Source organism: Nocardioides sp. DN36 (genome assembly GCF_055380375.1).
Genome location: NZ_AP043823.1, coordinates 911,036 through 935,898 on the forward strand (window position 1 = coordinate 911,036; position 24,863 = coordinate 935,898).

The following is a 24,863-nucleotide window of genomic DNA, read 5'->3' on the forward strand; positions in this document are numbered from 1 at the left end:
GCGACGTGCGGCAGGATCGGTGCATGTCCCACCACGCCTCCCGCGAGTCCGTCGAGCTGCTCCTCGACCGGATCGCCACCCTCGACGTCGACACCAACGCGGTGTGCACGCTCGCCCCGGACGCACTCGAGGAGGCCTCGCGCCTCGACCGGGAGGCGGCGCAGGGAGGAGGACGTGGTCCGCTGCACGGGCGCGCGGTGCTGGTCAAGGACAACGTGGACACCCACGACCTGCCCACGACCGCGGGGTCGCTGGCGCTGGCCGACGCGCCGCCCCCGGGCGCGGACGCTGCCCTTGTCCGCCGGCTGCGGGAGGCCGGGATGGTCGTCCTGGGCAAGACCAACCTCTCGGAGTGGGCCAACATCCGTGACGAGTCGTCGGCGTCGGGCTGGAGCGCCTACGGCGGTCTGACCCGCAACCCCTACGCCCTGAACCGCTCCGCGGGCGGGTCCAGCTCGGGCAGCGGCGCGGCGGTCGCGGCCGGGCTGGCGCCGTTCGCGATCGGCACCGAGACCGACGGCTCGATCACCTGCCCGGCGGCCTTCAACGGCTGCGTCGGCATCAAGCCGACGGTCGGGCTGGTCCCCACGGCCGGCGTGGTGCCGATCTCGCGGTCCCAGGACGCGCCCGGCCCGATGGCGCGGACGGTGCGTGACGCCGCCGCGCTGCTGTCGGTGCTGGCCGGCGACGGGGTCGCCTACGCCGCCCACGCGGTCCCCGGCCGGCTGGAGGGGAAGCGGATCGGCGTGCCGCGAGCGACCTACTGGGGCTACTCGCCGCACGCGGACGCCGCCGCGGAGCGCGCGGTCTCCCTGCTCGCGGCCGGGGGAGCGACGATCGTCGACCACACCGACCTGCCGGCGTACGAGCCCTCGCTGTGGGAGGACGAGCTGCTGGTCCTGCTCGCCGAGCTCCGGTCCGGCCTCGGGGAGTACCTCGCCACCCGGCCCGGTGACGTGCCGCGCTCGCTCGAGGAGGTCGTGCAGTTCAACCGCGACCACGCCGACCGGGAGCTCGCACACTTCGGGCAGGGGCTCTTCGAGAAGGCGCTGGCCGGCCCGCAGGACGGCTCGCCGGAGTACGCCGCGGCCCGCGCCCGCTGCGTCGCCGCGTCGCGCGAGGACGGCATCGACCGGGTGCTGCGCGAGCACCGGCTGGACGCGCTGGTCACGCCGTCGTACGCCCCGGCGAACCCGATCGACCTGGTGAACCCGGAGGCCTTCCCCGGCTCCTGCACGGGTCCGTCGGCGCTGGCGGGCTACCCGCTGCTCACGGTGCCCACCGAGCTCGCGGCCGGCCTCCCGGTGGCGGTCTCGTTCTGGGGTGCCGCGGGCAGCGAGGCGACGCTCGTCGAGATCGCGCACGGCTACGAGCTGGCCCGGGACCGGTCGTCCGGTCCGCTGCCGGAGCCGACGTTCCCGACCTTCGTATGAGTCAGTTCAGCTTCGAGAAGGCGTCGTAGACCATGTAGGCGGGCCAGAAGATCCCCTGGAAGATGGCGTAGGCGTACTCCCAGAAGCGGTCCGCCTGCTGCCAGAAGTAGACCCAGGCGCCGAAGATGCCGAGCCCGTAGAGCGCGCCGCCGCCCGCCGCCGCCCCGGTGTTGTTGCCCATGGTGTCCCCTCTCGACGAGCCTCGTGGCCCATCGTGGTGCCGCTCGGTGCGGGACGTCAGGGCCGCATGGCCGCTGCGCGGGGGACCACCGGGCGCAGGGCGTGAGCGGCCGCGCGACGCCTAGCGACGAGCTGCGAAGATCCCGCGCGCGACCGCGCCGGCGATGAGCAGGTACAGGCCCGGGGCAGCGAACGCGATGGTGAGCACCATGAAGACCTCGCGGTCCTCGTCGAGATTCTCGAAGAGCATGCCGCCGATCGCCAGCAGCACGGTGCCGCCGAGGGCATAGAGGAATGGCTTCAGGCTGTCCGCGTGGTCGGACTGGTCGGTCATGCCGCGAGTATGCCCATGTCTCGGTCGGTCGTCGGTGGAACAGTGAGGGTGTCGAGGCGTGGGTGCCTGGCGGTGAGGCGCTCACCCACGAGGTCGACGCAAGGACCGAGGCGAGGAGTGACTGGACATGACCGGAACCCACGACGTGAGACCCGCGGTGCGTCTGCGGGGTGTCGAGGACCAGGACCTCGAGGTGTTCTTCGTCCACCAGGCGGATCCGGAGGCCGTCGAGATGGCGGCGTTCCCCGCTCGTGACAAGGATCAGTTCGCGCAGCACTGGGCGAGGCTCCGCACCGACGAGTCCCTGGTGACCCGCACCATCGTGGCCGACGGCCTGGTGGCGGGGAACCTGGGGAGCTGGCAGCAGGACGGGCAGCAGCTGCTCGGCTACTGGGTCGGGCGCGAGTGGTGGGGCCGTGGTGTCGCGACCCAGGCACTCGCCCTGTTCGTGGACGAGGTGTCGATCCGGCCGTTGTACGCCCATGTCGCGGCGCACAACGCGGGCTCGATCCGCGTCCTGGACAAGTGCGGCTTCCGGCGCGATCGCGCGCTGGAGGCGCAGGCACCCGCGTCCGACGACGGCGTCGAGGAGCTCGTCTTCGTGCTGGAGGCGTGACGTCCGCGCACCGCACAGCCAGAGGGTCGGCGCCGGCGCCGGTTGCCCGGGCATGGCTAGATTCGGGACATGGCAGACCAAGCAACCATCGACCGCGGCGCCGAGCTGCTGCGCCTCCACCGTGACCCGAAGCTGCTGACCGTCGTCAACGTCTGGGACGTCGTCAGCGCCACCACCGTCGCCTCCGTCGAGGGCACCACCGCCCTGGCGACCGCGAGCCACTCGATCGCCGCGAGCTACGGCTACCCCGACGGCGAGAACATCCCGCTGGACCTGATGCTCGAGGCGGTCGGTCGCATCGTGACGGCCACCGACAAGCCCGTGACGGCCGACCTCGAGGGTGGGTACGGCGACCCCGCCGAGACGGTCCGCCGCGCCATCGGGCTCGGCGTCGTCGGCGCCAACATCGAGGACCAGATGCGGCCGCTCGCCGAGGCCGCGGCCAATGTCGAGAAGATCATGAAGGTCGCCCAGCAGGAGGGCGTCGACTTCGTGCTCAACGCCCGCACCGACGCGTTCCACCTCGGCCGCGACAAGGACCCGGCGGAGAACCTCGCGACCGCGATCGAGCGGGGCAAGGCCTACCTCGACGCCGGTGCCCCGGTGGTCTTCGTGCCGGCGCGGCTCGACGAGGAGCAGGTGGCGACCCTCGTCGACGCCTTCGGCCCGCAGCGGCTCACCATGATCGGCATCCCGGGGGTCCCGCCGCTGGCGCGCCTCGAGGAGCTCGGTGTCGCGCGGGTCTCCTACGGCCCGATGGCGCAGAACGTCGCGCTCACCGCACTCCAGGAGCTGGTCGAGGACGTGCACCGCGGCGGCGGGATCCCGTCCACGATGCGCATCCTGAACTGAGCCGCGGGCGTCGCCCCCGCGGGGGCGTCACAGGCGGGGGAGCCGGACCACGAAGACGGCTCCCTCGCCACCCTCCCCGAGCGCGGCATCCGCGAGGTCGACGTCGCCGCCGACCGACCGGGCGACGCGGCGCGCGATGCCGAGGCCCAGACCGGTCCCGCCGCCCGGGCCCACAGCACCGGGGGCGAACAACCGGTCCCGGACCGAGTCGTCGACGCCCGGCCCGTCGTCGCGGACCCGCAGGTCCACCGAGGAGGCGGAGACGACCGCCTCGAGGCAGACCCGGGACCGTGCGTGCCGCACGGCGTTCTCCACCACGGGGGAGACCGCGCGCACCACCAGGTCGCGGGGTGCGGCGATGCGTACACCGCCGGCCCCGTCGACGAGCACCCGGTCGTCGAGCTGCAGGGGGTCGGGGACCAGGGGCGTCACCGCCTCCACCACCTCCGCGAGGCGGCACGTCGCCGACCCGGCCGCGTCGCCCGCGGTGCGTGCCAGCTCCAGCAACGTGGTGATCGTCTCGGCCATCACCCGGGAGGAGGCCGCGATCTGCTCGAGGTCCAGGCGGGCCTCGTCGGTCAGGCCGTCGCGCATCAGCGCGAGGTCCGCGGAGCCCTGGATCGCGGCCAGGGGCGTGCGGAGCTCGTGCGCGAGCTCGGCGGTGAGCCGCTGCTCGGCGCGGATCGTCATGGCGACGCGTTCCAGCAATCCGTCGAGGGTGGCGCCGAGGGCCGAGATCTCGTTGGTGGGCGGGCCGAGCTCGAAGCGCCGTCCGAGATCGTGCTCGCTCCAGTCGGTGGCCCGCTCGGCCATCTGGCCGACCGGGGCCAGCGCCCGGGCGGTGACCCAGCGGGCCACGCCGCCGACCGCGAGGACCACGATGATCCCGACGGCCAGGCTGGTCAGCAGGATGTAGAGCTCGGCCTCCTCGTAGGCGTGCCGGGACTCGCTGACGACCACCACGCCGCGCGCTCCGGAGCCGGTGTCGAACGGGCGGGCGTAGAGCCGGTACTCCTCACCGACGTCGAGGGTGCGGGGCTTGCTGACCCGCGACAGCTCGGTCATCTGCGGTCGCAGCCGGGCCCACGTGGAGCCGGCGACGGCGTGGCCGCTGTCGTCGTACACCTGGACGCCGGGCTCCACGACGCCGTCGGGCACGGTGAGCTGGGTGCCGGAGGCGGTGTCGACCGCGGCCACCACCGAGGAGGCGCGGTCGTGCAGGACCTGGTCCAGGTTGCCCTCGATGATCCGGTGCAGGATCAGCTGCAGGCCCAGGGTCACCAGCAGCATGCCCACGCCGGTGAGCAGCATGGTGGTGAGGACGAGCTGGGAGCGGAAGCTGGTCGACAGCCAGCGCGGGGCCCTCACCGCAGCGTGAACCCGACGCCGCGCACGGTGCGCAGCGTCACCGTGGTGTCGAGGTCGCGGAGCTTCGCCCGGATCCGCCGGACGTAGGAGTCGACGGTGTTCTCGCTGACCTGGGCGCCGTCCGGCCACGCCGCCGCGACCACGGTCTGCCGGCGGACGACCTCGCCCGGCCGCGACGTGATCGCGGCGAGCATCCGGAACTCCGTGGGAGTGAGCATGACCTCGGCGTCACCGTGCCGCAGGGAGTGGCGCGCCGGGTCCAGGACCAGGTCGCCGACGGGCGGCGCGGCCGGGCGACCGCGCCGCGCCAGCGCCTCGACCCGCGCGATGAGCTCCTTCACGTCGAAGGGCTTGGGCAGGTAGTCGTCGGCGCCGGCGCTGAAGCCGGAGAGACGGTCGTGCACGGCGCCGAGGGCTGTCAGGAAGAGCACCGGGCAGGACTGGCCGGCCGACCGCAGCGCCTGGCACACGTCGCGGCCGTCCGCATCGGGGAGGCCGATGTCCAGCACGATCGCGTCGAGCTCCGCCTCCGCGCCGAAACGCTGGAGCGCCTCCGAGCCGTTGTGGGCCGTGAGGACCGCGTGGCCGCTCAGCTCGAGGGCCTGCACGACGACGCGCCGGATCGCGGGGTCGTCCTCGCAGATCCCTACGGTGACCACGGTCCTCCTCGTCGTACGGCGCGCAGCGGCCGCGGGTCAGTCGCCGTCGCCGTCCCCGGCGCTGGAGGAGGACGACACCTGGTCGCCCCAAGCGGCGCGTGCCCCCGAGTCGCCGACCCGGTAGACCTGCACGCTGGTCGCCAGCGCGGCGACCACGGCCAGGGCGGCCACGACCTTGACGGCGGTGGGGGAGACCGCCTTCGAGTCGGAGGCCGAGCCGGAGTCGGTGGCGCGGTGGCGCCGGTCGAACCAGACGAGCGCCAGGGCCAGCACCAGCAGCGGGATCTCGAACCAGATCAGCTGGTCGCCCAGCTCGGCGTGGTCACCGGGGTTGCCGACGTGCTTCTCGAGCGCCTCGCCGCTCGACGTCGCGATCGGCGTCAGGATCGCGGAGAGCGCCGCAGCCGCCACGACGAGAGGCCCGTAGCGGTGCCGCCAGCCGGGCCGGACCGCGATCGCGATGGTGCCGAGCGCTGCGAGCGGCAGCAGCACGACGACCGCGTGCACGACAAGAGGATGGATGGGCAGGCCGTTGATCAGGTCGAACACGGAGTCTCCTCACACTGGGTCGAGCCCACATCGTTGCCGACGCTACCTGCAAGCAACCTGACTGTGCCGTGACGCGCGGGAATCGCCTTGCCGGGCGGGCCGGAGGCAGGGGAGGGTGACGCCGTGACCGACCTGGACGACCGCATCCGTGACGCCGCCCGTGCCTGCACCGACGCGGCGGTCTGGCACCGCCGTCGGGCTCCCGGCGAGGTCTTCGCCGCCCTGGCCGCCGGCTGCGAGGAGCTCGGCGTCGAGGAGTGGGACCGGTACGGCGACGGTGGCGCCGTCGAGCGGCTCGAGGCGGAGGTGGCCGAGACGCTCGGCAAGCCGGCCGCGGTCTTCTTCGTGAGCGGGACCATGGCCCAGCAGGCCGTGCTGCGGGTCTGGTGCGACCGCCGCGGGTCGCGCAGGGTTGCCGTCCCGGACCTCTCGCACCTGCTGCGGCACGAGGCCGACGGGCCGCGGCTGCTCCACGACCTGCGCTTCGAGCACCTCACCGAGGGGCCGGAGACGGCGACCGCCGACGACCTCCGCGCCCTGCCCGGGGTGCTGGGCGCCGCGCTGGTCGAGCTGCCCCTGCGGGACGCGGGCTGCCGACTGCCCTCCTGGGACGACCTGGTCGCCCTGTCGGAAGCGGCGCGGGAGCGCGGCGTCCCGCTGCACGCAGACGGCGCCCGGCTGTGGGAGTCCCAGCCGTTCTACGACCGGCCGCTCCCCGAGATCACGGCGCTCTTCGACAGCGTGTACGTGTCGTTCTACAAGGGCCTCGGCGCGCCGGCCGGCGCGGCGGTCGTGGGGGAGCAGGACGCGCTGGACGAGCTGCGGTCGTGGCGGCAGCGGATGGGCGGCCGCCTGCACCAGCTGACGCCGTACGCCGTGCCCGCGCTGCTCGGCCTGCGCGACCGGCTGCCGCGGATGGGGGAGTACGCCGCGTGGGCGCGGTCCCTCGCGGGTGAGCTGGTCGAGGTCGGCCTGCGGGTGAACCCCGACCCGCCGCACACCAACACCTTCGAGGTCTTCGCGGACTCCCCGGTGCCGGAGGTCCAGGAACGGCTGGCCGTCTTCATGGAGCGCGAGAAGGTCCAGCCGTGCGGGCAGTGGACGGCGACCGGCGTGCCGGGCACGTCGAGGACCGAGATGGCCTGCTACGACGCGGCACTGGACCACGACCCGGCGCAGGTGGCCGCCTGGTTCGCGGAGATCGCCGGACTCTGACCACGGCCGCCCCCCGGACGAGCCAGCCTTGCGGAATCCTTGAGGGAACCTCCGACCGAGCCTTGAGATGGCTTCGAGAGGCTGGTTCGACCAGGGGGAGCCAACCGTGCAGGAGTGCGCATGATCGACGTCGCGACCTTCGACGAGACGGCGTTGCGCCGTATTTCGCTCGAGGTCGACGACCGGGCGTTCGCCTGGATGTTCGCCAGCCGCTACCGGCAGATGCTCATCGGCCGGATCGCACGGATCACCACCGCGCTGCAGCAGGTCGACGTCGAGGCGGCGCTCGACGCGGTGCTGAGCCTCAAGGTCGCCTCCGTGACGGTCGGCACCTGCGAGCTCGCCGACCTCGCCCACCGGGTCGAGGACGACGTGCGCCGCCAGGACGTCACGGCGGCCCGGCTGTCCGCCTCCCGCCTCTGGCCTGCCGCCGTGCGCGCCGACAGGGCGCTGGGCGCCTACCTGGCCGGCTGAGCCACCCCTACGTCCCCGCGCGGGCATCCCCTGTCACTGCCCGCGCGGGGCCTCCGTCCCCATCCCGGACCGCGTCCGGGGTGGGGACCTGCGCGTTCCCGGCGCCACACGCGGGGCTCAAGAAAGCCCTCAGGGAGGGATCGGCGGTTGCGTGACTCTTGCGCAAAGGACGGGGGATCGTCGGGTGGTGCCTTGAGGTGCGGGAGCCAGAGTTCTGGTCATCACCCGAGCCCGACCAGCTGCTGAGGAAGTGCTGGTCCTCATCGAAGGAATCAGTGCCATGCGTACTTCGTCTCGCAAGACCGCCGTCAAGATCTTCGCCTCCGTCGTGCTGGTCGGCGGCGCCGCCTCGGTGGCGGGGCTCGGGACCTTCGGCTCGTTCTCCGACACCACGGCCGCCGACCAGTCGGTGGCCACCGGCAAGGTGGACCTGGGGCTCACCCAGCACGCGTCGGCCGGCACCACGGTGGCGGCGGTGGACCTGGTGCCCGGTGACACGGTGCAGCGGTCCGTGACGTTGACCCGCAGCAGCGACACCGAGAAGTTCGGGTCGGTGCTGCTGACCACGACAGCCGGCACCGCCAACGTGCTCTCCAGCGACGCGACCAACGGTCTGCAGCTCAAGGTGGACCAGTGCTCGGTGGCGTGGGTCAAGGCCGCGGACGGGTCGCTGACCTGCTCGGGCACCACCACCGGCATCGTGGCGAGCCGCGCGGTCGTGGGCAGCGCCCTGGACCTGGGTGCGGCGACCGCGACGATGAACTCGGCGGCGGCCGCGTCGAACCTGCGGCTGATGCTGACGCTGCCGACCAGTGCCGGCAACACCTTCCAGGGCCTCGCGAACACGATCACGTTCACGTTCGACGCCACCCAGCGGGCCGCCGAGAACCGCTGATCCCAGACCCCCGTGTGGCCGTCCAACCCCCGTGGCGGCCACACGGGCCTTTCCCGTCCCGACCGAGCAGGAGCCGATGATGAGCCTCGCCGCACCCAGCCCGGGCACTCTCCGCCCGGGTGCGAGCGCAGCCGACGGCGTACGCCGCGTGGGTCGCGTCCTCCGGGTGGTCCGGGCCGTGCTGGTCAACGGCCTCCTGGTCGGCTGCCTGCTCGTGTTCCTGCTGCTGGCCGTGGGGCCGCACGTGCTCGGCTACCGCACCGCGACGATGCTCACGGGCAGCATGGAGCCGGGCATCATGCCCGGCGACGTCGTCGTCACCGTGCCCGAGCCGGCGGCCGACCTGCGGGTCGGCGACGTGATCAGCTACCACATCCCGATCGAGGACCACCGCGTCGAGACCCACCGGGTGACCAAGGTTGTCCGCGGCGAGGACGGCAGCATCACGTTCCGCACCAAGGGCGACAACAACCCCGGGGTCGACCCGTGGACGGCGACCCTGCAGGGGGACACCGTCTGGGAGAGGAAGGCGGTCGTCCCGAAGCTCGGGTCCGCCATCCGGGTGCTGCGTGACCCGGCGGTCCGGCACGGGGTCTTCTGGATCTCGGTGGCGGGGCTGCTGCTGCTCGGCCTGTCGCTGATCTGGGGCGGGTCGGACGACGAGGACGACTCCGACGCGGACCGGCTCTCAGCATGATCCCGAGCAACGTCGGGACCCGGCACCGGTCAGTTCGCGACTTCCATGCGGTAGCCGACGCCCCGCACGGTGCGGATCAGCCGGGGCGAGCCGGCCTTCTCGCCGAGCTTGCGGCGCAGGTTGCCGATGTGGACCTCGACCAGGTGGGTGTCCGTGGCCCACTCGGTGTCCCAGACAGACCGGAGTAGGGCCTCCCGCGTCCACACCCGCGCGGGCGTGCGCATGAGCTCGGTCAGCAGGTCGAACTCCGTGCGCGTCAGCGTCAGCTCGGTGTCGTCGTGGAACGCGCGCCGGCCGTCGACGTCGACGGTCAGCACGCCGTGCTTGAGGATCTCGTGCTCGGCGCCGGCGCGGCCGTTGGTGTCCTTCGACGACACGGTCGGCTGACCACGGCGCGGGCGGCGGAACATCGCGTTGACCCGGGCGTTGAGCTCGCGAGGGCTGAACGGCTTGGACAGGAAGTCGTCGGCGCCGGTCTCGAGCCCGATCAGGCGCTCCACCTCGTCGTCGCGCGCGGTGATCATCACGACGTACGCGTCGCTGATCTCGCGGATGCGGCGGCAGGCCTCGATCCCGTCGATGCCGGGAAGGCCGAGGTCCAGGGTGACCAGGTCCGGGTCGTGCTCACGCACCGCCTCGACCCCGGCGAGACCGGAGTCGACCGCCATGACCTCGAAGCCCTGCGTGCTCAGGGTGAACTCGATCAGGGAGCGGATGTCCGCGTCGTCCTCGACGACGAGGGCGGTGCGGACTTCTCCCGAGGTCGTGGACATGTGCCGATGATGCCAGAACTTGCCACGTTCTTGAGGCTGTCCGCGCACGTGCTTGAAGTCGGGTCGCGAGACTCGTTCCCGTCAGACCCGCAACCGCGAGAGTGATCCGATGCCCTTCCTCGACCGCAGCCGGCAGGTCGTGTCCGCCGTCGCGGTCGCGGCTGCGCTCGTCCTGGCGCCGGGAGCGGCTCTCGCCAAGTTCACCGGGACCCGGGCTCCCGCGCTCAGCGTGACGACGGACCGGATGGAGACTCCCGCCGCCGTCACCGGCACCTACGCCTGCGGCAGCACGCCCCAGACCGAGACGGTGTCCGTCAGCGTCACCGGCTTCACCGACGCCGGGCCCGCCGGCTCGACGTACACCTACCAGCTGAGCGCGACCGGAGCGACGACGGCGACGATCTCCGGCTCCGCCCACGCCCAGAACATCAGCAACAGCAGGAGCGACGACAACAGGGCGACGACGTGGACGCTCTCGATCCAGTCCGTGCGCGGGAACTGGACGGGCACCCCGTTCACGAGGTCGATCGTGTGCAACCGCAAGTCGACGTCCACGGGCTCCCTGTGACCGGTCGGGGCCGCGAGGCCCGCTGACGGTTCAGCAGCGCTTCAGCAGCCGAGCCGCATGCTGGGGGCACCTGAGGAGAAGGAGCCCCGCCATGTCGGAGAACCACCTGAAGAGGACGACCGTCGGCGTGGCGGCGGCCGCGCTCGTCGCCGGAGGACTGGTCACGGCCGCACGGGCCTCGGGGGAGCCGACGCCCCACCCCGCCCGCGCCGCCAGTGGTCTGGACAGCAGCCGGTTCGCCCGCCCGGTCGACAACCCGTGGTTCCCGCTCGTGCCCGGGACCGTGGTCCGCTACCGCGGCACCGACGAGGGGGAGCGCCTCCACGAGCACGTCCGGGTGACCCACCGCACCAGGATGATCCAGGGCGTCCGGACCCGGGTGCTGGTCGACGTGCTGCGGCGCGCCGACGGGAGCCTCGCGGAGAAGACCCACGACTGGTACGCCGCCGACGACGACGGCAACGTCTGGTACTTCGGGGAGCAGACCGCGACGTACGACGAGCAGGGCCACGTCGAGAGCCGCGAGGGATCGTGGGAGGCCGGCGTCGACGGCGCGAGGGCCGGGCTGATCATGCCCGCCGACCCGCGCCCGACCGACGCCTACCGCCAGGAGCTCTACCGGGCCCACGCCGAGGACCAGGCCTGGATCGTGCAGAAGGAGGTCACCGTCCGCACTCCGCTGCGCCGCTTCCACCACGCGCTCCGCTCGATGGAGTGGTCACGGCTCGAGCCGCACGTCATGTCCCAGAAGATGTACGCCCGCGGCATCGGGATCATCTCCGAGAAGGACCTCTCCGGCGGCCACGAGACCTTCCACGTGGTGTCGGTCCAGCGGCCGTGACCGCAGGGGCCATCGGCACTGTCGGCTGCGGCGGCCGGGAGGCCATCATCGGTTGGTGAGCAGGGTCGGGCTCGTCCTCGGTGCCGGCGGTGTCGTGGGTCAGGCGTACCACGCCGGCGTGCTCGCCGCGCTCGAGCACGACTGCGGCTGGGACCCGCGCAGCGCCGAGGTGGTCGTGGGGACCTCGGCAGGGTCGATCACGGGGACGCTGCTGCGCGTGGGCGTCCCCGCCGCCGAGCTGGCCGCCTGGGTCGTGCAGGCCCCGCTGGAGGCCGAGGGTGCGGTGCTGCGCCAGATGCTCGGCACCGAGATCCCGGCGTTCGAGCCGTTCCGGGTGCTCCCGCTGCTGCGCCGGCTCCCGGAGCTGCCCGGGAAGGACATGGTGCAGCGCGCGCTCATCCGGCCCTGGTCCTTCCGGCCGATGGCCGCGGCGCTGGCGTTGATGGCTCCGGGTCGGCACGACATCGCCGAGCAGCTGGCCATGCTGCGCGAGGTCGAGGGGCAGTCGTGGCCGGAGCAGGACCTCTGGATCTGCGCGGTCCGGCGGCGCGACGGGCGGCGGGTGGTCTTCGGACGGGTCGGGAGCCCGAAGGTGCCGCTCCACCTCGCGATCGCCGCGTCGTGCGCGGTCCCCGGCTACTTCGCACCGGTCAGGATCCGCGAGCACTACTACGTCGACGGGGGCGCGCACTCGCCGACCAACGCGGCGATCCTGCGCGAGCGATCGTTGGACCTGGTGATCGTCGTGTCGCCGATGTCGGGGCCGAGCGGGCTGCCCGTGGACCTCTACGAGCTCTCCCGGCGGCACGCGGCACGGCTCGTGCGCCGGGAGACCAGGGCGCTGCGCGAGAGCGGGACGGCGGTGGTCGTCTTCCGGCCCGGCCGCGCCGAGCTGACCGCGATGGGCAACGACTTCATGGCGCGCGACCACGTCGACCAGATCGTCCAGGAGTCCTTCCTGGGGGCAGGCGCGTACGCCGCGCGCCCCGAGGTCCGCGAGGTCCTGGTCGCGTCCGGGCTGCGTCGACGCTAGGGAGTGCCCGAGGCAGCCCGGTGCCGGCGCCGTTGAACGCGGGGCGGGCCGTTCGCGTGTCCTTCTGTGCGGGGATCTTGCAGAGGAGGAGAACAATGCGCACACGTTCACGGTCCGTGCGGCCGGCCCTGCTCGCCGGTGCGGGGCTGCTCCTGCTCGCGGCCTGTGGCTCCGGGGGTGGCGGCAGCAGCTCGACGTCCTCCGGAGGGACGAGCCCGAGCGGCACCGGCTCGGTCGCCGTCGGGAGCACCAGCGCCGGCACGGTCCTGGTCGACCCGGCAGGGATGACGCTCTACGCCTTCGCCAACGACTCCAAGGGGAACTCGACGTGCAGCGGCTCGTGCGCGACGTACTGGCCGCCGGTCCCGGGAGCCGATGCCCCGCAGGGCTCGACCGCGTCGGTCACGGCGAAGTTCGGCACCATCAAGCGGTCGGACGGGTCGAGCCAGCTCACGGTCAACGGCTTCCCGATGTACACCTACGCCGGCGACAGCGCCCCGGGCCAGGCCAACGGCCAGGGCAAGGACCTGTCGGGCGGCCTGTGGTGGGTCGTGGCGCCGAACGGCTCCTGGGTCGAGGGGTCCGGCTCCGGGTCCGGGACCTCGTCGGGCGCCGGCGGGGGCTACTGAGCGACCGCCGCGCCCGGGTGTGACCACCCGCACGGTGTGCATCGGTGACCAGCGAGCCCTCAAGGACGGGCCGACCGGGGACGATACCTATCCCGGACCGACCCTGCTCCTCATGCGCGTTCGTGCGCTGCGCGAAGGACCTCGATGCTGAAGACCGACGAATCCGTGCCCGTGGAACCTTCCGGGCCGGGCCGCCTCGTCCGCAGGCCCAGCAGCACCCGACGGCGGAGGGTCGCGAGGTTCACGCTCGCCGTCCTGGCGGTGGCTGCCGGGGTCGGCGCCGTGCTCTACCTCCACGCCGCACAGGCCCCGAAGCGGGAGCAGATCGCCCGGATCCAGAGGGACCTGGGCTACGTCGCCGGCGCCGCCGAGGGCCACACCCTGTACGCGCCCGAGCCGTGGCTGAAGGACCTGACGACCTATCCGGGCTTCACGACCTATGCGCCCGAGGGTGGGGTCACGTCGTCGGGGTACCTGGACGGGAAGTGGCTGATCGTCTCGCAGTTCGACGCGGACGCTCTCACGCCCGCCGACAAGAAGATCTCAGCCACCCCGCAGACACTGTGCAGGTTGACCGGACCAGCAGGTCGGGACTCCTCGTTCAAGGCTCAGATCGGGGACAGGGCGAAGGTGCACACCCTGTGCCTCGACGTCCCCGACCACCGGGCGCGGGTGCGGGTGGTCGTCTACACGAAGGACGGCGACGCCATGGTGGACCTGGCGACGGCCCTGCCCGAGGACGGACGGATCCTCGACGCCGGGCACTACGAGAAGGACCCCGCTGCGGTCGCTGACCTGGTTGCGGACCCGACCGACTGGGCCGGCGACGTCCTGGACAGCCTGACCGTCCTCGATCCCAGCCGGTACGCCGCCGAGGACATCTACTCGGCGGAGAAGGATGCCGGGCGGTTCGACTGACGCACCCCGCGGTGGCTGAGGGACGGCCGTCGGCCGGGTCGGGTCAGGCGTCGTCGGTGTCTGCGTCGACGCGGGCCACGTGGCGGAGGATCTCGTCGACGACCCTCCCGAGCGGGGGCGTCGCATCGATGACCACCCCCGTCCGCGGGATGTCCTCCTTGGTCCGGTGGAGTCGGACGATGAGGTCGCGCTCGGACTGCTGCGAGCCCCACTCGCCCGGCGGGCGCTGGTCGAGCCGCGCGTGCAGGGTCTCGAGGTCGACCTCCAGGACGAAGACCCCGTCGAACAGGTCGATGAACTTCGAGAAGTTGCGGGAGCCTCCGCAGAAGAAGGTGATGGGCTCCCGATGGTCGGCCACCAGGGCGCGGACTCGACCGACGTCCCAGATGTGGTGCTCGTGGACGGCGCTGTCGATCGCGGCGCCCGTGTCTGGGTCGCCCTGGTAGGCGAGCTCCCGGTCGCCGTTGATCGCCCGGTAGCCACGCCGCTCGAGCTCTCGGCACACCGACGTCTTGCCCGTGCCGGAGACACCTTCGACCAGGTAGTTGCGCACACCCACCGCGGCAGTATCCAGCCGGTCTCCCACGCGGATCAACGGTCGCTCTCGGCGCCGTCCTTCAGAGGGCGAGCTGGTCGAGGCGGTAGCCGTGTTCCCACTCGAGCTCGCGGGCTTCGGCGCGTTCCTGGTCGTGCTGGTTGCGGAGCTCGCCGAGGGTCTCGAGGAGTTCAGTCGCGGTGAACTGAACCTCGCCGACCTCGATCTCGAGCTCGGGCCACTCGGTGCTGACGGGTTTGGTGGGCGGGGCCACGTCGTGGGTGAACCCGGCGGGGGTGCGGAGCCGGAACGAGCCGGTCTCGTGCTGCTCGACGGTGAAGCCGGGGGCGTGCTTGGCGGTGTGGCCCCGTTTGCAGGCCGGCCACAGGTTCCCGGGCCGGGTGGCGCCGTGTGGGTGGGGGTCGCGGTGGTCGAGCTCGACCTGGGTGGCGGACCGGTCGCAGGCCGGTTCGAAGCAGGTGCCCCACTCGGCGACCACGTGCCGCCAGATCGGGGCGGTGGGCTTGTAGGAGGTGGTGGACAGCTCGACCATCTGCCCGGCGGGGTCGGTGAGCATCCGGTGCCAGGTGGCGTCCGGGTCCGCGGCGATGGCGCGGGCGAGTCCGGCCGGGATGACCGTGCCGCCGGCCAGGACGCCGGGGTCGTCGCCGAGGCCCATCACGGTCTGGATGGGGACGGTCAGGTTGATGACCGGTCGGGCGTACGCCGGGGTCGGCACCCCGTCGCCGCGGCCGATCAGGAGGTCGATGGCGAGGTCGGACTTGAGCTGTGCCACGGTCCGCTCGTCGCCCTGGCGGCGTAGTTGGCGGGCGGCGTGGGTGAGTCGGTGGTCGGCCAACATGACCTGGTCGGTGGTGGCGGTGATGCCGAGGTGGGCCATCCCGTCCTCACCCTCCGACGCTCGGACCCGGCGGTCTGCTTTCGCGACCCGGTGGCGTTCCTCGGCGTCGGCGGCCTTGAGCCGGTTGATCTCGTAGGTCAGCTTGTTCCGCAGCTGCTTGGGGGTGCACACCACCACCGCCGGGACCCCGTCCAGGCCGTGCGCGGTGGAGAGGTGCTTGGTCAGGAACTCGGTGAGCCGTGGGCCCAGGATCCGCAGGCGGAGCGGGTCGGTGACCGCGTGCCGGACCACGTCGGCCAGCACCGTGGCCCGGTAGGAGTCCAGCTGCCCGGGCCCGCACAGCGCCCACACGTCGGGGAGGTACTGCTCCAGGAACAGGGCGACGTTCAGCTCGTGCCGCACCCGTGACTCGGACAGCCCCCACAGGGCGGAGACCTCGGTGACCGTCTCCGCACGCGGGGTGAGGGTGAAGTGCGGCGAGACCGCCGTCCGCGCCTGGTAGTCCGCCTCCCGGCGGCGGTGGAACTCCACCAGCCGCCGCCAGCGCTCCGCGTTGGCCCGGGCCTCGACCACCCCGGCGGCGACACCACCGGCCAGCAGGTCGTGGTCAGTCTCTTCTGTCAGATCGTGTGCAGGGTCCATCGCTCATCCCTTCCGTCCAAGCGCTCGACCCTTCACAAGACACGCTAGACGGGACCACCGACACTCCGGCCCGGAGCAGTCCAGCACCCGGGTGCTGAACCGCGGCACGGGTGTCCATGCCCCGATTCAGTGGGCAGAGGCTGAACCAAGCCGCCGGGACTCCGGCCGACAGCCCTTCCACCCGATACGGACAGGAGGACGGTTCAGCACCCCGACACTGAACCCGCGAGTGCACCCGGGTCGCTTGACCCGCTCCTCTGCCAAGCCGCCCGGTGTTCAGCATCCAGGAGCTGACCCAGCGAACCCGACATCGCGCAATGCCGTGGCGAGCGAGGCTCCGTTGCCAGCTGCCCTTCACGGAGCCGGGACAGTGAGCGCTCATCCAGCCCAGTAAGGGCGCCCACTCCGCCGCCTGTCGGCGGTCATCACCTCGATCGTTGCCGAGCGTTTGTGCGGGTCCATCCCGATGACAACCCGATCTGTTGCTGCGTTCACGTCGTTCCTCCGATGCTCGAACCACTCTTGGTTATCGAGCCGGGAGGGCAACGCTGCTTCGAGCCGCACAAACCCCTCTTGAGCCTCTCCTGGCCCTGGCGACGCCCGGGCTACGCAGGCCAAATGAGAGCCACACGACCAGCGTGGGCAGCCGATGTGAGAGCGACAGCCCGGGCGCCTGGACCGAGCCTCGCCAGGCACCGGTCCTGCGGTCAATGGAACAAGCAGCCGATGAGCGGACCCCTCTACCGCGCAGGTGAATTGTCCTTGTACAGGTAGACGACGTCGACCGGGCACGGGTCGAAACCGTGGGCAAGGCAGACCGCATCTGGGAACGGAAGGGCGCAGACGTATCCGTCAGCGTTTCCCGCTTCGTCGGTCTGACGTGGGGCAGGGATATGGCCGGTGGCCTCCAAGGACTGAACGGTCATGAGGGTGTATCCGCCTGGGCACCCCGAGACCGGCTTTGCCTCAGCCCCCGCGCCGGTGAGACCGAACACGACGATGAACCCGCTGAGGGCAATGACGAAACCTAGAAGACTCTTCATGACGACACCCCTCCCGCTGGTGACCCGGTGTCAACGACGTGCCGGCGGCACTGGCCCGCTTCGCTGCCCCTAAGTCTGCGGCCCGGAGTGCGAAGTGCCACGAGCCGACGGTGCCAGCGTCCTCCGAAAGCCGCATCTCGTAAAGCCTTGGCGATCCGTACTCTCATGCCGCGATGAAGGCGTCTTTTCGCCGCGTGTCCGCGTCTGGCTGCGGCTCCATCGCGCCACCGATCGCGCGGGCGCCGGCCTACGGCGCGGTATCGGTCGGATCATGCTCGCGATGATGAGACCGGTCAAAGCGCCACTTGTGGGTCGTGCTGTGCCGTCAGCTGGGTAGGAGCGCCTCGCTCTTGCGGAGCCGTTCGGCCAGCGGGCTCGACGAACGGAATCCCTTCCAAGCGCAATAGATGCCGAGCGAGAGCTCCCAGGCGGCCTCGGGGAGCGTCAACAGGCCCGAGGGACCCTCGCCGTTCTTGTAGACCCCCGCCAGGATCAGTAGGAACGAGAGGATCAGTATCGGGCCGCCGATCAAACCCAACAGCGCCAGCCGCGGGGGCACGAGGGCTGACTTGTACATGAGGTAGCCGAGCAGCAGACCGTTACCGATGCCGGCGACGAGCCCGGGCCCCCACTCGAAGGCCCACTCGTAGGCGTGGGCGAGGCTGTCGCCCTGGACTTGGAGCGCCACGGCCTCACTGCCGGTCGCCCCGTTCATCGCGCCGATGACCGATATCAGCGAGAGCATGCTGACGAGGCCGATGGCGGCGAATACTGACTCCATGGTGCGGGCGGTCACGTAGCTGAGCGCGATCGTCTCGCTCTGCCATCGAGCGATCGGATACAACACAAGAGCCGTCCCGAGCTGAGTGACGATCAGGCCGAACTCGAGAAGCGCACCCCACCTCAGACTCTGGAGGAGGCATCTGCGGCGACGAATCGCATGTTCGTCCAGCTTGCACCCGCCCCGTCGACGAAGAGGAGACGCGCGGGAATGCTCGTCACGAAGGTCCCGATGAACAGCCATCCGAAGATTCGGCCTGTGCGAGTCAAGTCCACGATCGCCCCCTGACAGCTTCAAGAGCAATAGTCATGGCAGAGCAGCTGAACTTCATCGCCCGCATTGGGCAGGGCGGCTCACTCGTATCCGTCCGAGCTCACGTGGTCGCGCCGCTCGAAGCCCTCGGCCGCCAAGTCGGGGGCCGATCGCCTCGCACACTGGGGCCCTCGTCGACCGGTGAGGTGGGCCTGCGGGTCGATCGCTGCCGGTCAGCTCCCGCCGGCCGGCAGTGCCTCGAGCATGACGTCAGGGTGGTCTCGCGCGGTCGTCTTGGCGCGCCACTGGTCGACGAAGAGCGCGAGGTGGGTCCCGTCGCTGCGCTGCAGGACCTCGACGCCCCGGAGCCCGGCCAACGCGGCGGCGCCGACGGCATCGGTACGCCGGGCTACCTGGTAGTCGAGCCGCGAGAAGCGGATCGGGGCGTTGAACTCGTTGTTCATACGGTCCTCGACCACCTCGAACTGCATCGGCCCGACCGCCGCGAGGACGGGGTTCTGGTCACCGCGAAGGTCCGAGCGCAGCACCTGGACGACGCCCTCCTGGTCGAGCTGCTCGATACCGCGGCGGAACTGCTTGTAGCGGCCGATGTCGCCGGCGCTGGCGGTCATGAAGTGCTCGGGGGCGAAGGTCGGCACGGGCGGGTACTCGATCCGTGGACCGACGTACACGGTGTCGCCCACCCGCAGCGCAGTTGCGTTCACCAAGCCGATGATGTCGCCGGCCTCGGCAGTCTCGACCGATGTCGTCTCGCGACCGAAGACCGCCTGGGCGAACTTCGTGGCGAAGGACCGGCCGGTGGCAGCGTGAGTGACGACCATCCCGCGCTCGAAGGAACCCGACACCACCCGCGCGTAGGCGAGGCGATCGCGGTGGGCGGCGTTCATCCCGGACTGCACCTTGAAGACGAAGGCACTGAACTCGTCGGTGACCTGGCGGACCGAGCCGTCGACGCCCGTGGTCGCGCCGGGCGCCGGTGCGAGGTCGAGCAGCAGATCGAGGAGCTGTGCGACGCCGAAGTTCTGCAGCGCCGAGGCGAACATGACCGGCGTCGTGGCCCCGGCCAGGAAGCGTTCCTGGTCGTGGTCGGCCTCATCGAGCTCGAGGAGCTCGTGCTCCTCGACCGCGGCGGCCCAGGCCTGGGCGTCCGGCTCCTCCACCTCGCCGGGGCCTATCCGTCGCTCGGGGGCGCGGGTGGCGCCGCCGGCGGTGCGGGTGTACTTCACGAACTCGCCCGTGCGACGGTCCAGCACCCCGCGGAAGTCTCCCGCCTCGCCGACCGGCCAGGTCAGCGGGGTCGGGCGGAGCCCGATCTTCTCCTGGATCAGGTCCATCAGCTCCAACGCCGAGAGCCCCGGCCGGTCCCACTTGTTGATCACGGTGATCACCGGGATGCCGCGCAGGGCGCAGACCCGGAACAACTTGAGCGTCTGGGGTTCGAGGCCCTTGCCCGCGTCGACCAGCATCACCGCCGAGTCAACGGCGGAGAGCACCCGGTAGGTGTCCTCGGAGAAGTCGCTGTGGCCGGGGGTGTCGACCAGGTTGACCACGTGGTCCCGGTAGCCGAACTGGAGCGCGGCCGAGGTGATCGAGATGCCGCGGGCCTTCTCCATCGCCATCCAGTCGGAAACCGTGCCGCGACGGTCGCCCTTGCCATGGACCGCCCCGGCCTCATTGATGGCCCGGGCATGGAGGGCGAGCGCCTCCGTCAAGGTCGACTTGCCCGCGTCAGGGTGGCTGATGACGGCGAACGTACGGCGGGGGCGAGAGTCGGGCACCGGAAGAACCTAACGGCCCACCGGTCGCTTCCTCGACTCGTGCGCGGCCCTTCAGGTCCATCGCAAGCGCCGAGTCGTGGTGCCGTGAGGTCGCTCTCACAGGACAGACCACGTGCGTCGCACTTGGACTGGGTACGAGGGACGTGTGACCACCGACTCGATCGACGGCTATGTGCGCGTCCGCGGCGCCAACGAGCACAACCTCCGCAACGTCGACGTCGACATTCCCCGGAACGCCATGGTGGCGTTCACCGGGATCTCCGGCTCGGGGAAGTCATCGCTGGCTTTCGGCACGCTGTACGCCGAGGCGCAGCGTCGCTACTTCGAGTCGGTGGCGCCCTACGCGCGCCGGCTGCTGCAGCAGGTCGGTGCTCCGCACGTCCAGGAGGTCACCGGGCTGCCGCCGGCGGTGGCGCTGCAGCAGCGTCGCGGCGCGGCCACGTCCCGCTCGTCGGTCGGCACCCTCACCACGCTGTCCAACCTGCTGCGGATCCTCTACTCGCGAGCCGGCGACTACCCCGCCGACGCCGACCACCTGCCGGCCGAGGCGTTCTCGCCCAACACCGCGGCGGGCGCGTGTCCGCGCTGCCACGGTCTGGGGGTCGTCCACGACGTCACCGAGGAGCTGCTCGTCCCCGACCCGTCCCTGAGCATCCGTGAGGGCGCGATCGCCGCTTGGCCCGGTGCCTGGCAGGGTGCCAACCTGCGCAGCATCGTCGCCGGTCTCGGCATCGACATCGACAAGCCCTGGCGCAGGCTCAAGAAGCTGGATCGCGACTGGCTGCTCTTCACCGACGAGCAGCCGTCGGTGCTCATCAAGCCCGAACGTGATCGCATCGACTACGGCTACTACGGGCAGTTCTGGAGCGCGCGCAAGCACGTCATGCACGTCCTGGCCGACTCCAAGAGCGAGCGGATGCGCGAGCGGGCCCTGCGGTTCGTGGTGGACGCGCCCTGCCCGGACTGCCAGGGCAGCGGACTGCGGCCGGAGGCCCTCGCGGTGACCTTCCTCGGGGCTTCGATCGCCGAGGTCAACGAGCTGCCGTTCACCCAGCTGGTCGCGCTGCTGCGGCCGGTCGCCGAGCCGCCCGAGCCCAACGAGGTCGCGCTGCGGATCTGCGCCGATCTGGTCGCCCGGATCGAGGTGCTCCTCGACCTCGGCCTGGGTTACCTGAGTCTGGGCCGGAGCTCGACGACCCTGTCGCCCGGTGAGGCGCAGCGCTTGCGGATCGCCACCCAGCTGCGTTCCGGCCTGTTCGGGGTCGTCTACGTCCTGGACGAGCCCTCCGCCGGTCTGCACCCGGCCGACGCGGAGCCGCTGCTGGACGTCTTGGACCGCCTGAAGGCTTCCGGCAACTCGCTGTTCGTCGTGGAGCACGACCTCGACGTCGTACGGCGTGCGGACTGGGTCGTCGACATCGGCCCTGGTGCAGGCGAGGCCGGAGGTCGGGTGCTCCACAGCGGCCCGGTAGCGGATCTCGAGGACGTCGCCGAGTCGGCCACCAGCGCCTACTTGTTCGGCCGCGCCGAGCGGCTGGTGCACGACGTTCGTGCCCCGCAGGGCTGGTTGCGGTTGGCAGGTGTGCGCCGCCACAACCTGCGCGACCTGTCCGTCGACATCCCGCTCTGCGTGCTGACCGCCGTCACCGGGGTGTCCGGTTCCGGCAAGTCGACCCTGGTCAGCCAGGTGCTCGCCGAGGACCCGACTGCCCTCGAGTCGTTCGACCGACTGGTGCTCGTCGACCAGCGGCCGATCGGCCGGACCCCGCGGTCCAACCTCGCGACGTACACGGGGATGTTCGACGCCGTGCGGAAGCTGTACGCCGCCACGGACGCGGCCCGGGCCCGCGGCTACGGCGCGGGCCGCTTCTCCTTCAACGTCCCCGAGGGCCGCTGCGAGACCTGTCAGGGCGAGGGATTCGTCTCCGTCGAGCTGCTCTTCCTGCCCGGCACCTACGCACCCTGCCCGGCGTGCCACGGCGATCGCTACAACGCCGAGACGCTGGAGATCACCTACCGCGACAAGAACATCGCGGAGGTCCTCGCCCTGTCCGTCGATGATGCCGCGACGTTCCTCGCCGACGTGCCGGCCGCCGCACGCAGCCTCCAGACGTTGCGCGAGGTGGGCCTGGGCTACCTGCGACTGGGGCAGCCCGCGACCGAGCTCAGCGGCGGTGAGGCACAACGCATCAAGCTCGCCACCGAGCTCCAGCGGGCGCACCGCGGCCACGCGCTCTACCTGCTCGACGAGCCGACCTCGGGACTGCATCCCGCGGACACCGCGCTCCTGCTGCGCCAGCTGCACCGGCTCGTCGACGCCGGCAACACGGTGGTTCTCGTCGAGCACGACCTCGACGCGATCGCCACCGCCGACTGGGTCATCGACCTCGGCCCGGGTGGAGGAGACGCCGGCGGTCGGGTCGTCGCGACCGGCACGCCGGCCGATATCGCGAAGGCCGAGGGCAGCGCGACCGCTCCGTACCTCGCGCGGCGGCTCGAACGGACCTGAGCTGCGTCGTTTCGCCGTGGGGCGGGCCGCGCTCGGGGTGAAACGGGTCAGCTTGGGCGGCAGCTTGGCGCGAGCAGCTCTCAGCACGCTGGAGCGCGCCGGCCGGGAGCTGTTCGACTCCGGAACCCTCGGTTTCCTCGATGGTGCGATCAGCTACGCGGACCTGCAGCGACGCTTCGGCCCGTGACGCATGTCCTCTGCTGCCGTGACAGGGACATCGAGACCCTCGGCCTAACGACGATCACCGAGGTCCTCATGGCGGGTGGCCGCGGCCTCGAGCACGGTGGTGATCTCGGCGCCGATCAGCTCGTGGCGGCTCACCAGCGCGTCCCGCAGGGCCGCGATCAGGTGCCTGTTCTCGGTCAGCAGGTCATGGACATGCTGCTTCTGCTCGTGCAGCAGACGCTCCACGCCCGCCCGACCTTGGGGATCACCGAGGACCCGCCCGACGATGTTGGTGTCCGACAGTGCCGCGCCGTGGACGGCCTGGAAGGAGACCAGGCTGTCTTCCATGCCGCACACCCCGACCATCTGTGCCGCCACGGTGGTGGCTGTGATCAGGTCCCCGCTGGGACCGGTCGACACGTCAGACACGAACAGCTCCTCGGCGACCATGCCACCCAGTGCGATCCGGATCAGGTTGAGCATCTCGGACCGTGATCGGGTGAAGACCTCGTCCCGGTCGCCGTGCGCCAGCAGCCCCAGCGCGTCACGGCGCTTGATGATGGTGAGGACCTCCAGGCGTCGCTCGGGTGCGACCAGCCAGGCCGTGGTGGCGTGCCCGGCCTCGTGGGTGGCGATCAGGGTTCGCTCCTGGTCGGTGTACTGCACCGGCTGCCCGAGACCGATCTCCTCGGTCAGTCGGGCGCGTTCGATGTCTCGGATGGTCATCGTGCGGGCCCCTCGCCGCAGCGCATTGACCAAGGCCTCGTCGAAGAGGTGCTCGATCATGACGGGCGTGTAGGCCTGGGTCAGGGCGGCCAGATGCTCCCGCACGTCGTCGTCGTCCAGCTCGGGCACGTGTGCCTTGCGGGCCAGAAAGTGGTCGACGAGCTCACGGCGGGCGAGCCGCCCGGGTGGGTCGAACGTCAGCCGGCGGTCGAAGCGGCCCGGGCGGAGCAGCGCCGGGTCGAGGTTGTCGGCTCGGTTCGTCGCCGCGATGACCAGCACGTTCGTCGGCGCGGGCCGGGGCCGGGGCAGCTGTCGGTGGGCCGGCAGCAGCGCGTTCAGCTGCTCGGCCAGCCAGGCGTGGATCCGCTGGAGACCGCTCGGCTCGTCGAAGGACTGCATCTGGACGAGGAGCTCGTTGACCACGCCGCCGGTGCCCTCGCTGATGCTCGAACGGTTGGTCGCTGCGGTCCGGTTGACGGTGAGCGCCGTGGCCGGCGCGCTCCAGCCGCATGAGGTCTGTCCGAGGAGGGACGGGCCGAACGGCAGCACAGGATCGGCGTGACTCGGAGCGGGCACGGCGGCCATGCCGCCCCGGGTCATCGCGATGGCGTCGATCTCCTCGATGAAGCCGATGGCACCGCCGTCGCGTCGGGCGGCCTTGCGCAGCGCGCGGAAGTAGGAGCGGATCTTGCGTGCCGTGGCGCCGTAGTACATCGACTGGAACGAGGTCGCGGACACGAACAGGAACGGGACGCCGGCCTCGCGCGCCATCGCCTTGGCCATGTGTGTCTTCCCGGTTCCTGGCAGCCCTTCGAAGAGCAGTCCTCGCCGCGCTGTTCCTCCCATCTCCTCGGTGAAGGCGCGATGGGCGAGGAACAGGTTGAGGGAGCGGACGACGTCCTCCTTGACGGCGTCGACCCCCTTGACGTCGTCGAGGGTGACCTCGATCTGTTCCGGCCTGAACATGATGTGCGGCGAGCGGCCTGCCCCGATCGTCGCCCCGAGCAGCACGCCCACCATGGACAGCAGGAGCAACGAGGCCATGACCAGGAAGGGGTCGAACGTCGGGAGCCGCCACGAGCGGATGTCCATCGGGTCGCCGTGGAGCAGGCGCCACCACAGCCACGTCATCAGCAGGGTCAGGAGCAGCGCGAGTCGGCGGAGGGCGAGCTGCCTACGCCGCTCGCGGGCAGCGCCGACGTCCGCCTCGGAGGCGACCAGGCGCCCCACCCCCGCATCCGTCAGCAGTGATGATCCGTGCTCGAGCCTCTTCGTCACCCGTCCACCTCCGCCAGCAACGCCTGTGGCCCTCTGGTTGCGCCGTCGGCGACGTCGTCGACATCGTCGACGAGGGAGGAGAGCCTCGGCCGGCAACCGCGCGGTCAATCCCCAACTGAGGGGATTACTCGGACCCCGGGGTCCCAGGCGTGTCCCTGATCGAGAAGAGAGGCCCGAGATAGCGTCCGGGGATGCCCAGCCGTCGCCCATCCACTGCTCGTCGACGCGGCGCGTCAG

Annotated in this window: 24 protein-coding genes; 13 read left to right on the plus strand and 11 right to left on the minus strand. The window is 71.4% G+C overall.

The features are described 5' to 3' along the window. Window positions 1-23 precede the first annotated feature (23 nt). The gene (locus tag ACZ43H_RS05315) at window positions 24-1,433 is read left to right on the plus strand and encodes an amidase family protein (RefSeq protein ID WP_464588340.1); all 1,410 of its coding nucleotides are present in this window, start codon (window positions 24-26) and stop codon (window positions 1,431-1,433) included. A 1-nt stretch (window position 1,434) separates the two neighbouring features. Here ACZ43H_RS05315 and ACZ43H_RS05320 read toward each other — a convergent pair whose 3' ends face one another. Further along, a complete protein-coding gene (locus ACZ43H_RS05320; RefSeq protein WP_379183486.1) occupies window positions 1,435-1,614 on the minus strand; it encodes a hypothetical protein in 180 nt (59 codons plus the stop codon). A 120-nt stretch (window positions 1,615-1,734) separates the two neighbouring features. Further along, window positions 1,735-1,947 (minus strand): hypothetical protein, encoded by a 213-nt coding sequence (locus tag ACZ43H_RS05325; protein WP_464588342.1) that lies wholly within the window; start codon window positions 1,945-1,947, stop codon window positions 1,735-1,737. A 127-nt stretch (window positions 1,948-2,074) separates the two neighbouring features. On the opposite strand from ACZ43H_RS05325, the gene ACZ43H_RS05330 reads away from it, so the two are divergent. Beyond that, entirely contained in the window at window positions 2,075-2,563 is a 489-nt protein-coding gene (locus ACZ43H_RS05330; RefSeq protein WP_464588344.1) for a GNAT family N-acetyltransferase, read from the plus strand. A 69-nt stretch (window positions 2,564-2,632) separates the two neighbouring features. After that, window positions 2,633-3,415, plus strand: coding sequence for an isocitrate lyase/PEP mutase family protein (locus ACZ43H_RS05335; RefSeq protein ID WP_464588346.1), 783 nt, complete (start codon window positions 2,633-2,635; stop codon window positions 3,413-3,415). 27 nt (window positions 3,416-3,442) lie between these two features. Here the strand turns inward: ACZ43H_RS05335 and ACZ43H_RS05340 are convergent, their stop codons facing one another. The 3 genes from ACZ43H_RS05340 to ACZ43H_RS05350 are packed head-to-tail and all read right to left on the minus strand — an operon-like array spanning window position 3,443 to window position 5,991. Next, window positions 3,443-4,783 carry a HAMP domain-containing sensor histidine kinase gene (locus ACZ43H_RS05340; RefSeq protein ID WP_464588348.1) on the minus strand — a complete coding sequence of 447 codons (1,341 nt, stop codon included), beginning with the start codon at window positions 4,781-4,783 and terminating at the stop codon, window positions 3,443-3,445. Next, a complete protein-coding gene (locus ACZ43H_RS05345) occupies window positions 4,780-5,442 on the minus strand; it encodes a response regulator transcription factor (RefSeq protein WP_464588350.1) in 663 nt (220 codons plus the stop codon). Before ACZ43H_RS05345 ends, ACZ43H_RS05340 begins: the two co-directional genes overlap by 4 nt. A gap of 36 nt (window positions 5,443-5,478) precedes the next feature. After that, window positions 5,479-5,991: a DUF2231 domain-containing protein gene (locus ACZ43H_RS05350; RefSeq protein WP_464588351.1), complete on the minus strand. Its 513-nt coding sequence runs from the start codon at window positions 5,989-5,991 to the stop codon at window positions 5,479-5,481. 123 nt (window positions 5,992-6,114) lie between these two features. Between ACZ43H_RS05350 and ACZ43H_RS05355 the strand changes: the two genes are divergently transcribed. The 4 genes from ACZ43H_RS05355 (at window position 6,115) to ACZ43H_RS05370 (ending at window position 9,272) form a co-directional block, all read left to right on the plus strand. Next, a complete protein-coding gene (locus ACZ43H_RS05355) occupies window positions 6,115-7,206 on the plus strand; it encodes a threonine aldolase family protein (protein ID WP_464588353.1) in 1,092 nt (363 codons plus the stop codon). A gap of 120 nt (window positions 7,207-7,326) precedes the next feature. Next, a complete protein-coding gene (locus ACZ43H_RS05360) occupies window positions 7,327-7,680 on the plus strand; it encodes a hypothetical protein (RefSeq protein ID WP_464588355.1) in 354 nt (117 codons plus the stop codon). A gap of 280 nt (window positions 7,681-7,960) precedes the next feature. Continuing rightward, window positions 7,961-8,575, plus strand: coding sequence for a TasA family protein (locus ACZ43H_RS05365; RefSeq protein WP_464588356.1), 615 nt, complete (start codon window positions 7,961-7,963; stop codon window positions 8,573-8,575). 79 nt (window positions 8,576-8,654) lie between these two features. After that, window positions 8,655-9,272 carry a signal peptidase I gene (locus tag ACZ43H_RS05370; RefSeq protein WP_464588357.1) on the plus strand — a complete coding sequence of 206 codons (618 nt, stop codon included), beginning with the start codon at window positions 8,655-8,657 and terminating at the stop codon, window positions 9,270-9,272. A gap of 29 nt (window positions 9,273-9,301) precedes the next feature. On the opposite strand, the gene ACZ43H_RS05375 is transcribed toward ACZ43H_RS05370, so the two are convergent. Further along, entirely contained in the window at window positions 9,302-10,045 is a 744-nt protein-coding gene (locus tag ACZ43H_RS05375) for a response regulator transcription factor (protein ID WP_464588359.1), read from the minus strand. A gap of 109 nt (window positions 10,046-10,154) precedes the next feature. On the opposite strand from ACZ43H_RS05375, the gene ACZ43H_RS05380 reads away from it, so the two are divergent. The 5 genes from ACZ43H_RS05380 (at window position 10,155) to ACZ43H_RS05400 (ending at window position 14,034) form a co-directional block, all read left to right on the plus strand. Then, window positions 10,155-10,613, plus strand: coding sequence for a hypothetical protein (locus ACZ43H_RS05380; protein ID WP_464588361.1), 459 nt, complete (start codon window positions 10,155-10,157; stop codon window positions 10,611-10,613). A gap of 91 nt (window positions 10,614-10,704) precedes the next feature. Then, on the plus strand, window positions 10,705-11,454 hold the full coding sequence (locus tag ACZ43H_RS05385; RefSeq protein ID WP_464588362.1) for a hypothetical protein: 750 nt from the start codon (window positions 10,705-10,707) through the stop codon (window positions 11,452-11,454). A gap of 55 nt (window positions 11,455-11,509) precedes the next feature. Next, the gene (locus tag ACZ43H_RS05390) at window positions 11,510-12,487 is read left to right on the plus strand and encodes a patatin-like phospholipase family protein (RefSeq protein ID WP_464588364.1); all 978 of its coding nucleotides are present in this window, start codon (window positions 11,510-11,512) and stop codon (window positions 12,485-12,487) included. 95 nt (window positions 12,488-12,582) lie between these two features. Next, window positions 12,583-13,116, plus strand: coding sequence for a COG4315 family predicted lipoprotein (locus ACZ43H_RS05395; protein ID WP_464588366.1), 534 nt, complete (start codon window positions 12,583-12,585; stop codon window positions 13,114-13,116). A 144-nt stretch (window positions 13,117-13,260) separates the two neighbouring features. Then, window positions 13,261-14,034 (plus strand): hypothetical protein, encoded by a 774-nt coding sequence (locus ACZ43H_RS05400; protein ID WP_464588368.1) that lies wholly within the window; start codon window positions 13,261-13,263, stop codon window positions 14,032-14,034. 43 nt (window positions 14,035-14,077) lie between these two features. On the opposite strand, the gene ACZ43H_RS05405 is transcribed toward ACZ43H_RS05400, so the two are convergent. The 4 genes from ACZ43H_RS05405 to ACZ43H_RS05420 all read right to left on the minus strand — a co-directional run bounded on the left by ACZ43H_RS05405 (window position 14,078) and on the right by ACZ43H_RS05420 (window position 19,948). Further along, complete coding sequence (locus ACZ43H_RS05405; protein ID WP_464588369.1) at window positions 14,078-14,593, minus strand: AAA family ATPase; 516 nt, start codon at window positions 14,591-14,593, stop codon at window positions 14,078-14,080. Between the two features lie 58 nt (window positions 14,594-14,651). Continuing rightward, window positions 14,652-16,073 (minus strand): HNH endonuclease signature motif containing protein, encoded by a 1,422-nt coding sequence (locus tag ACZ43H_RS05410; RefSeq protein WP_464588371.1) that lies wholly within the window; start codon window positions 16,071-16,073, stop codon window positions 14,652-14,654. Window positions 16,074-17,441: 1,368 nt separating this feature from the next. Beyond that, a complete protein-coding gene (locus tag ACZ43H_RS05415; RefSeq protein ID WP_464588373.1) occupies window positions 17,442-18,140 on the minus strand; it encodes a DUF4386 domain-containing protein in 699 nt (232 codons plus the stop codon). Between the two features lie 242 nt (window positions 18,141-18,382). Beyond that, the gene (locus tag ACZ43H_RS05420) at window positions 18,383-19,948 is read right to left on the minus strand and encodes a peptide chain release factor 3 (RefSeq protein ID WP_464588375.1); all 1,566 of its coding nucleotides are present in this window, start codon (window positions 19,946-19,948) and stop codon (window positions 18,383-18,385) included. A 145-nt stretch (window positions 19,949-20,093) separates the two neighbouring features. Between ACZ43H_RS05420 and ACZ43H_RS05425 the strand changes: the two genes are divergently transcribed. Beyond that, on the plus strand, window positions 20,094-22,457 hold the full coding sequence (locus ACZ43H_RS05425) for an ATP-binding cassette domain-containing protein (protein WP_464588376.1): 2,364 nt from the start codon (window positions 20,094-20,096) through the stop codon (window positions 22,455-22,457). A gap of 231 nt (window positions 22,458-22,688) precedes the next feature. On the opposite strand, the gene ACZ43H_RS05430 is transcribed toward ACZ43H_RS05425, so the two are convergent. Beyond that, complete coding sequence (locus ACZ43H_RS05430; RefSeq protein ID WP_464588378.1) at window positions 22,689-24,626, minus strand: AAA family ATPase; 1,938 nt, start codon at window positions 24,624-24,626, stop codon at window positions 22,689-22,691. Window positions 24,627-24,863 lie beyond the last annotated feature (237 nt).

Coding starts and splice junctions, on each gene's coding strand:
- ACZ43H_RS05315 (WP_464588340.1), top strand. CDS start 24: ATGTCCCACCACGCCTCCCGCGAGTCCGTCGAGCTGCTCCTCGACCGG.
- ACZ43H_RS05320 (WP_379183486.1), bottom strand. CDS start 1,614: ATGGGCAACAACACCGGGGCGGCGGCGGGCGGCGGCGCGCTCTACGGG.
- ACZ43H_RS05325 (WP_464588342.1), bottom strand. CDS start 1,947: ATGACCGACCAGTCCGACCACGCGGACAGCCTGAAGCCATTCCTCTAT.
- ACZ43H_RS05330 (WP_464588344.1), top strand. CDS start 2,075: ATGACCGGAACCCACGACGTGAGACCCGCGGTGCGTCTGCGGGGTGTC.
- ACZ43H_RS05335 (WP_464588346.1), top strand. CDS start 2,633: ATGGCAGACCAAGCAACCATCGACCGCGGCGCCGAGCTGCTGCGCCTC.
- ACZ43H_RS05360 (WP_464588355.1), top strand. CDS start 7,327: ATGATCGACGTCGCGACCTTCGACGAGACGGCGTTGCGCCGTATTTCG.
- ACZ43H_RS05365 (WP_464588356.1), top strand. CDS start 7,961: ATGCGTACTTCGTCTCGCAAGACCGCCGTCAAGATCTTCGCCTCCGTC.
- ACZ43H_RS05370 (WP_464588357.1), top strand. CDS start 8,655: ATGAGCCTCGCCGCACCCAGCCCGGGCACTCTCCGCCCGGGTGCGAGC.
- ACZ43H_RS05375 (WP_464588359.1), bottom strand. CDS start 10,045: ATGTCCACGACCTCGGGAGAAGTCCGCACCGCCCTCGTCGTCGAGGAC.
- ACZ43H_RS05380 (WP_464588361.1), top strand. CDS start 10,155: ATGCCCTTCCTCGACCGCAGCCGGCAGGTCGTGTCCGCCGTCGCGGTC.
- ACZ43H_RS05385 (WP_464588362.1), top strand. CDS start 10,705: ATGTCGGAGAACCACCTGAAGAGGACGACCGTCGGCGTGGCGGCGGCC.
- ACZ43H_RS05395 (WP_464588366.1), top strand. CDS start 12,583: ATGCGCACACGTTCACGGTCCGTGCGGCCGGCCCTGCTCGCCGGTGCG.
- ACZ43H_RS05400 (WP_464588368.1), top strand. CDS start 13,261: ATGCTGAAGACCGACGAATCCGTGCCCGTGGAACCTTCCGGGCCGGGC.
- ACZ43H_RS05410 (WP_464588371.1), bottom strand. CDS start 16,073: ATGGACCCTGCACACGATCTGACAGAAGAGACTGACCACGACCTGCTG.
- ACZ43H_RS05415 (WP_464588373.1), bottom strand. CDS start 18,140: ATGGCTGTTCATCGGGACCTTCGTGACGAGCATTCCCGCGCGTCTCCT.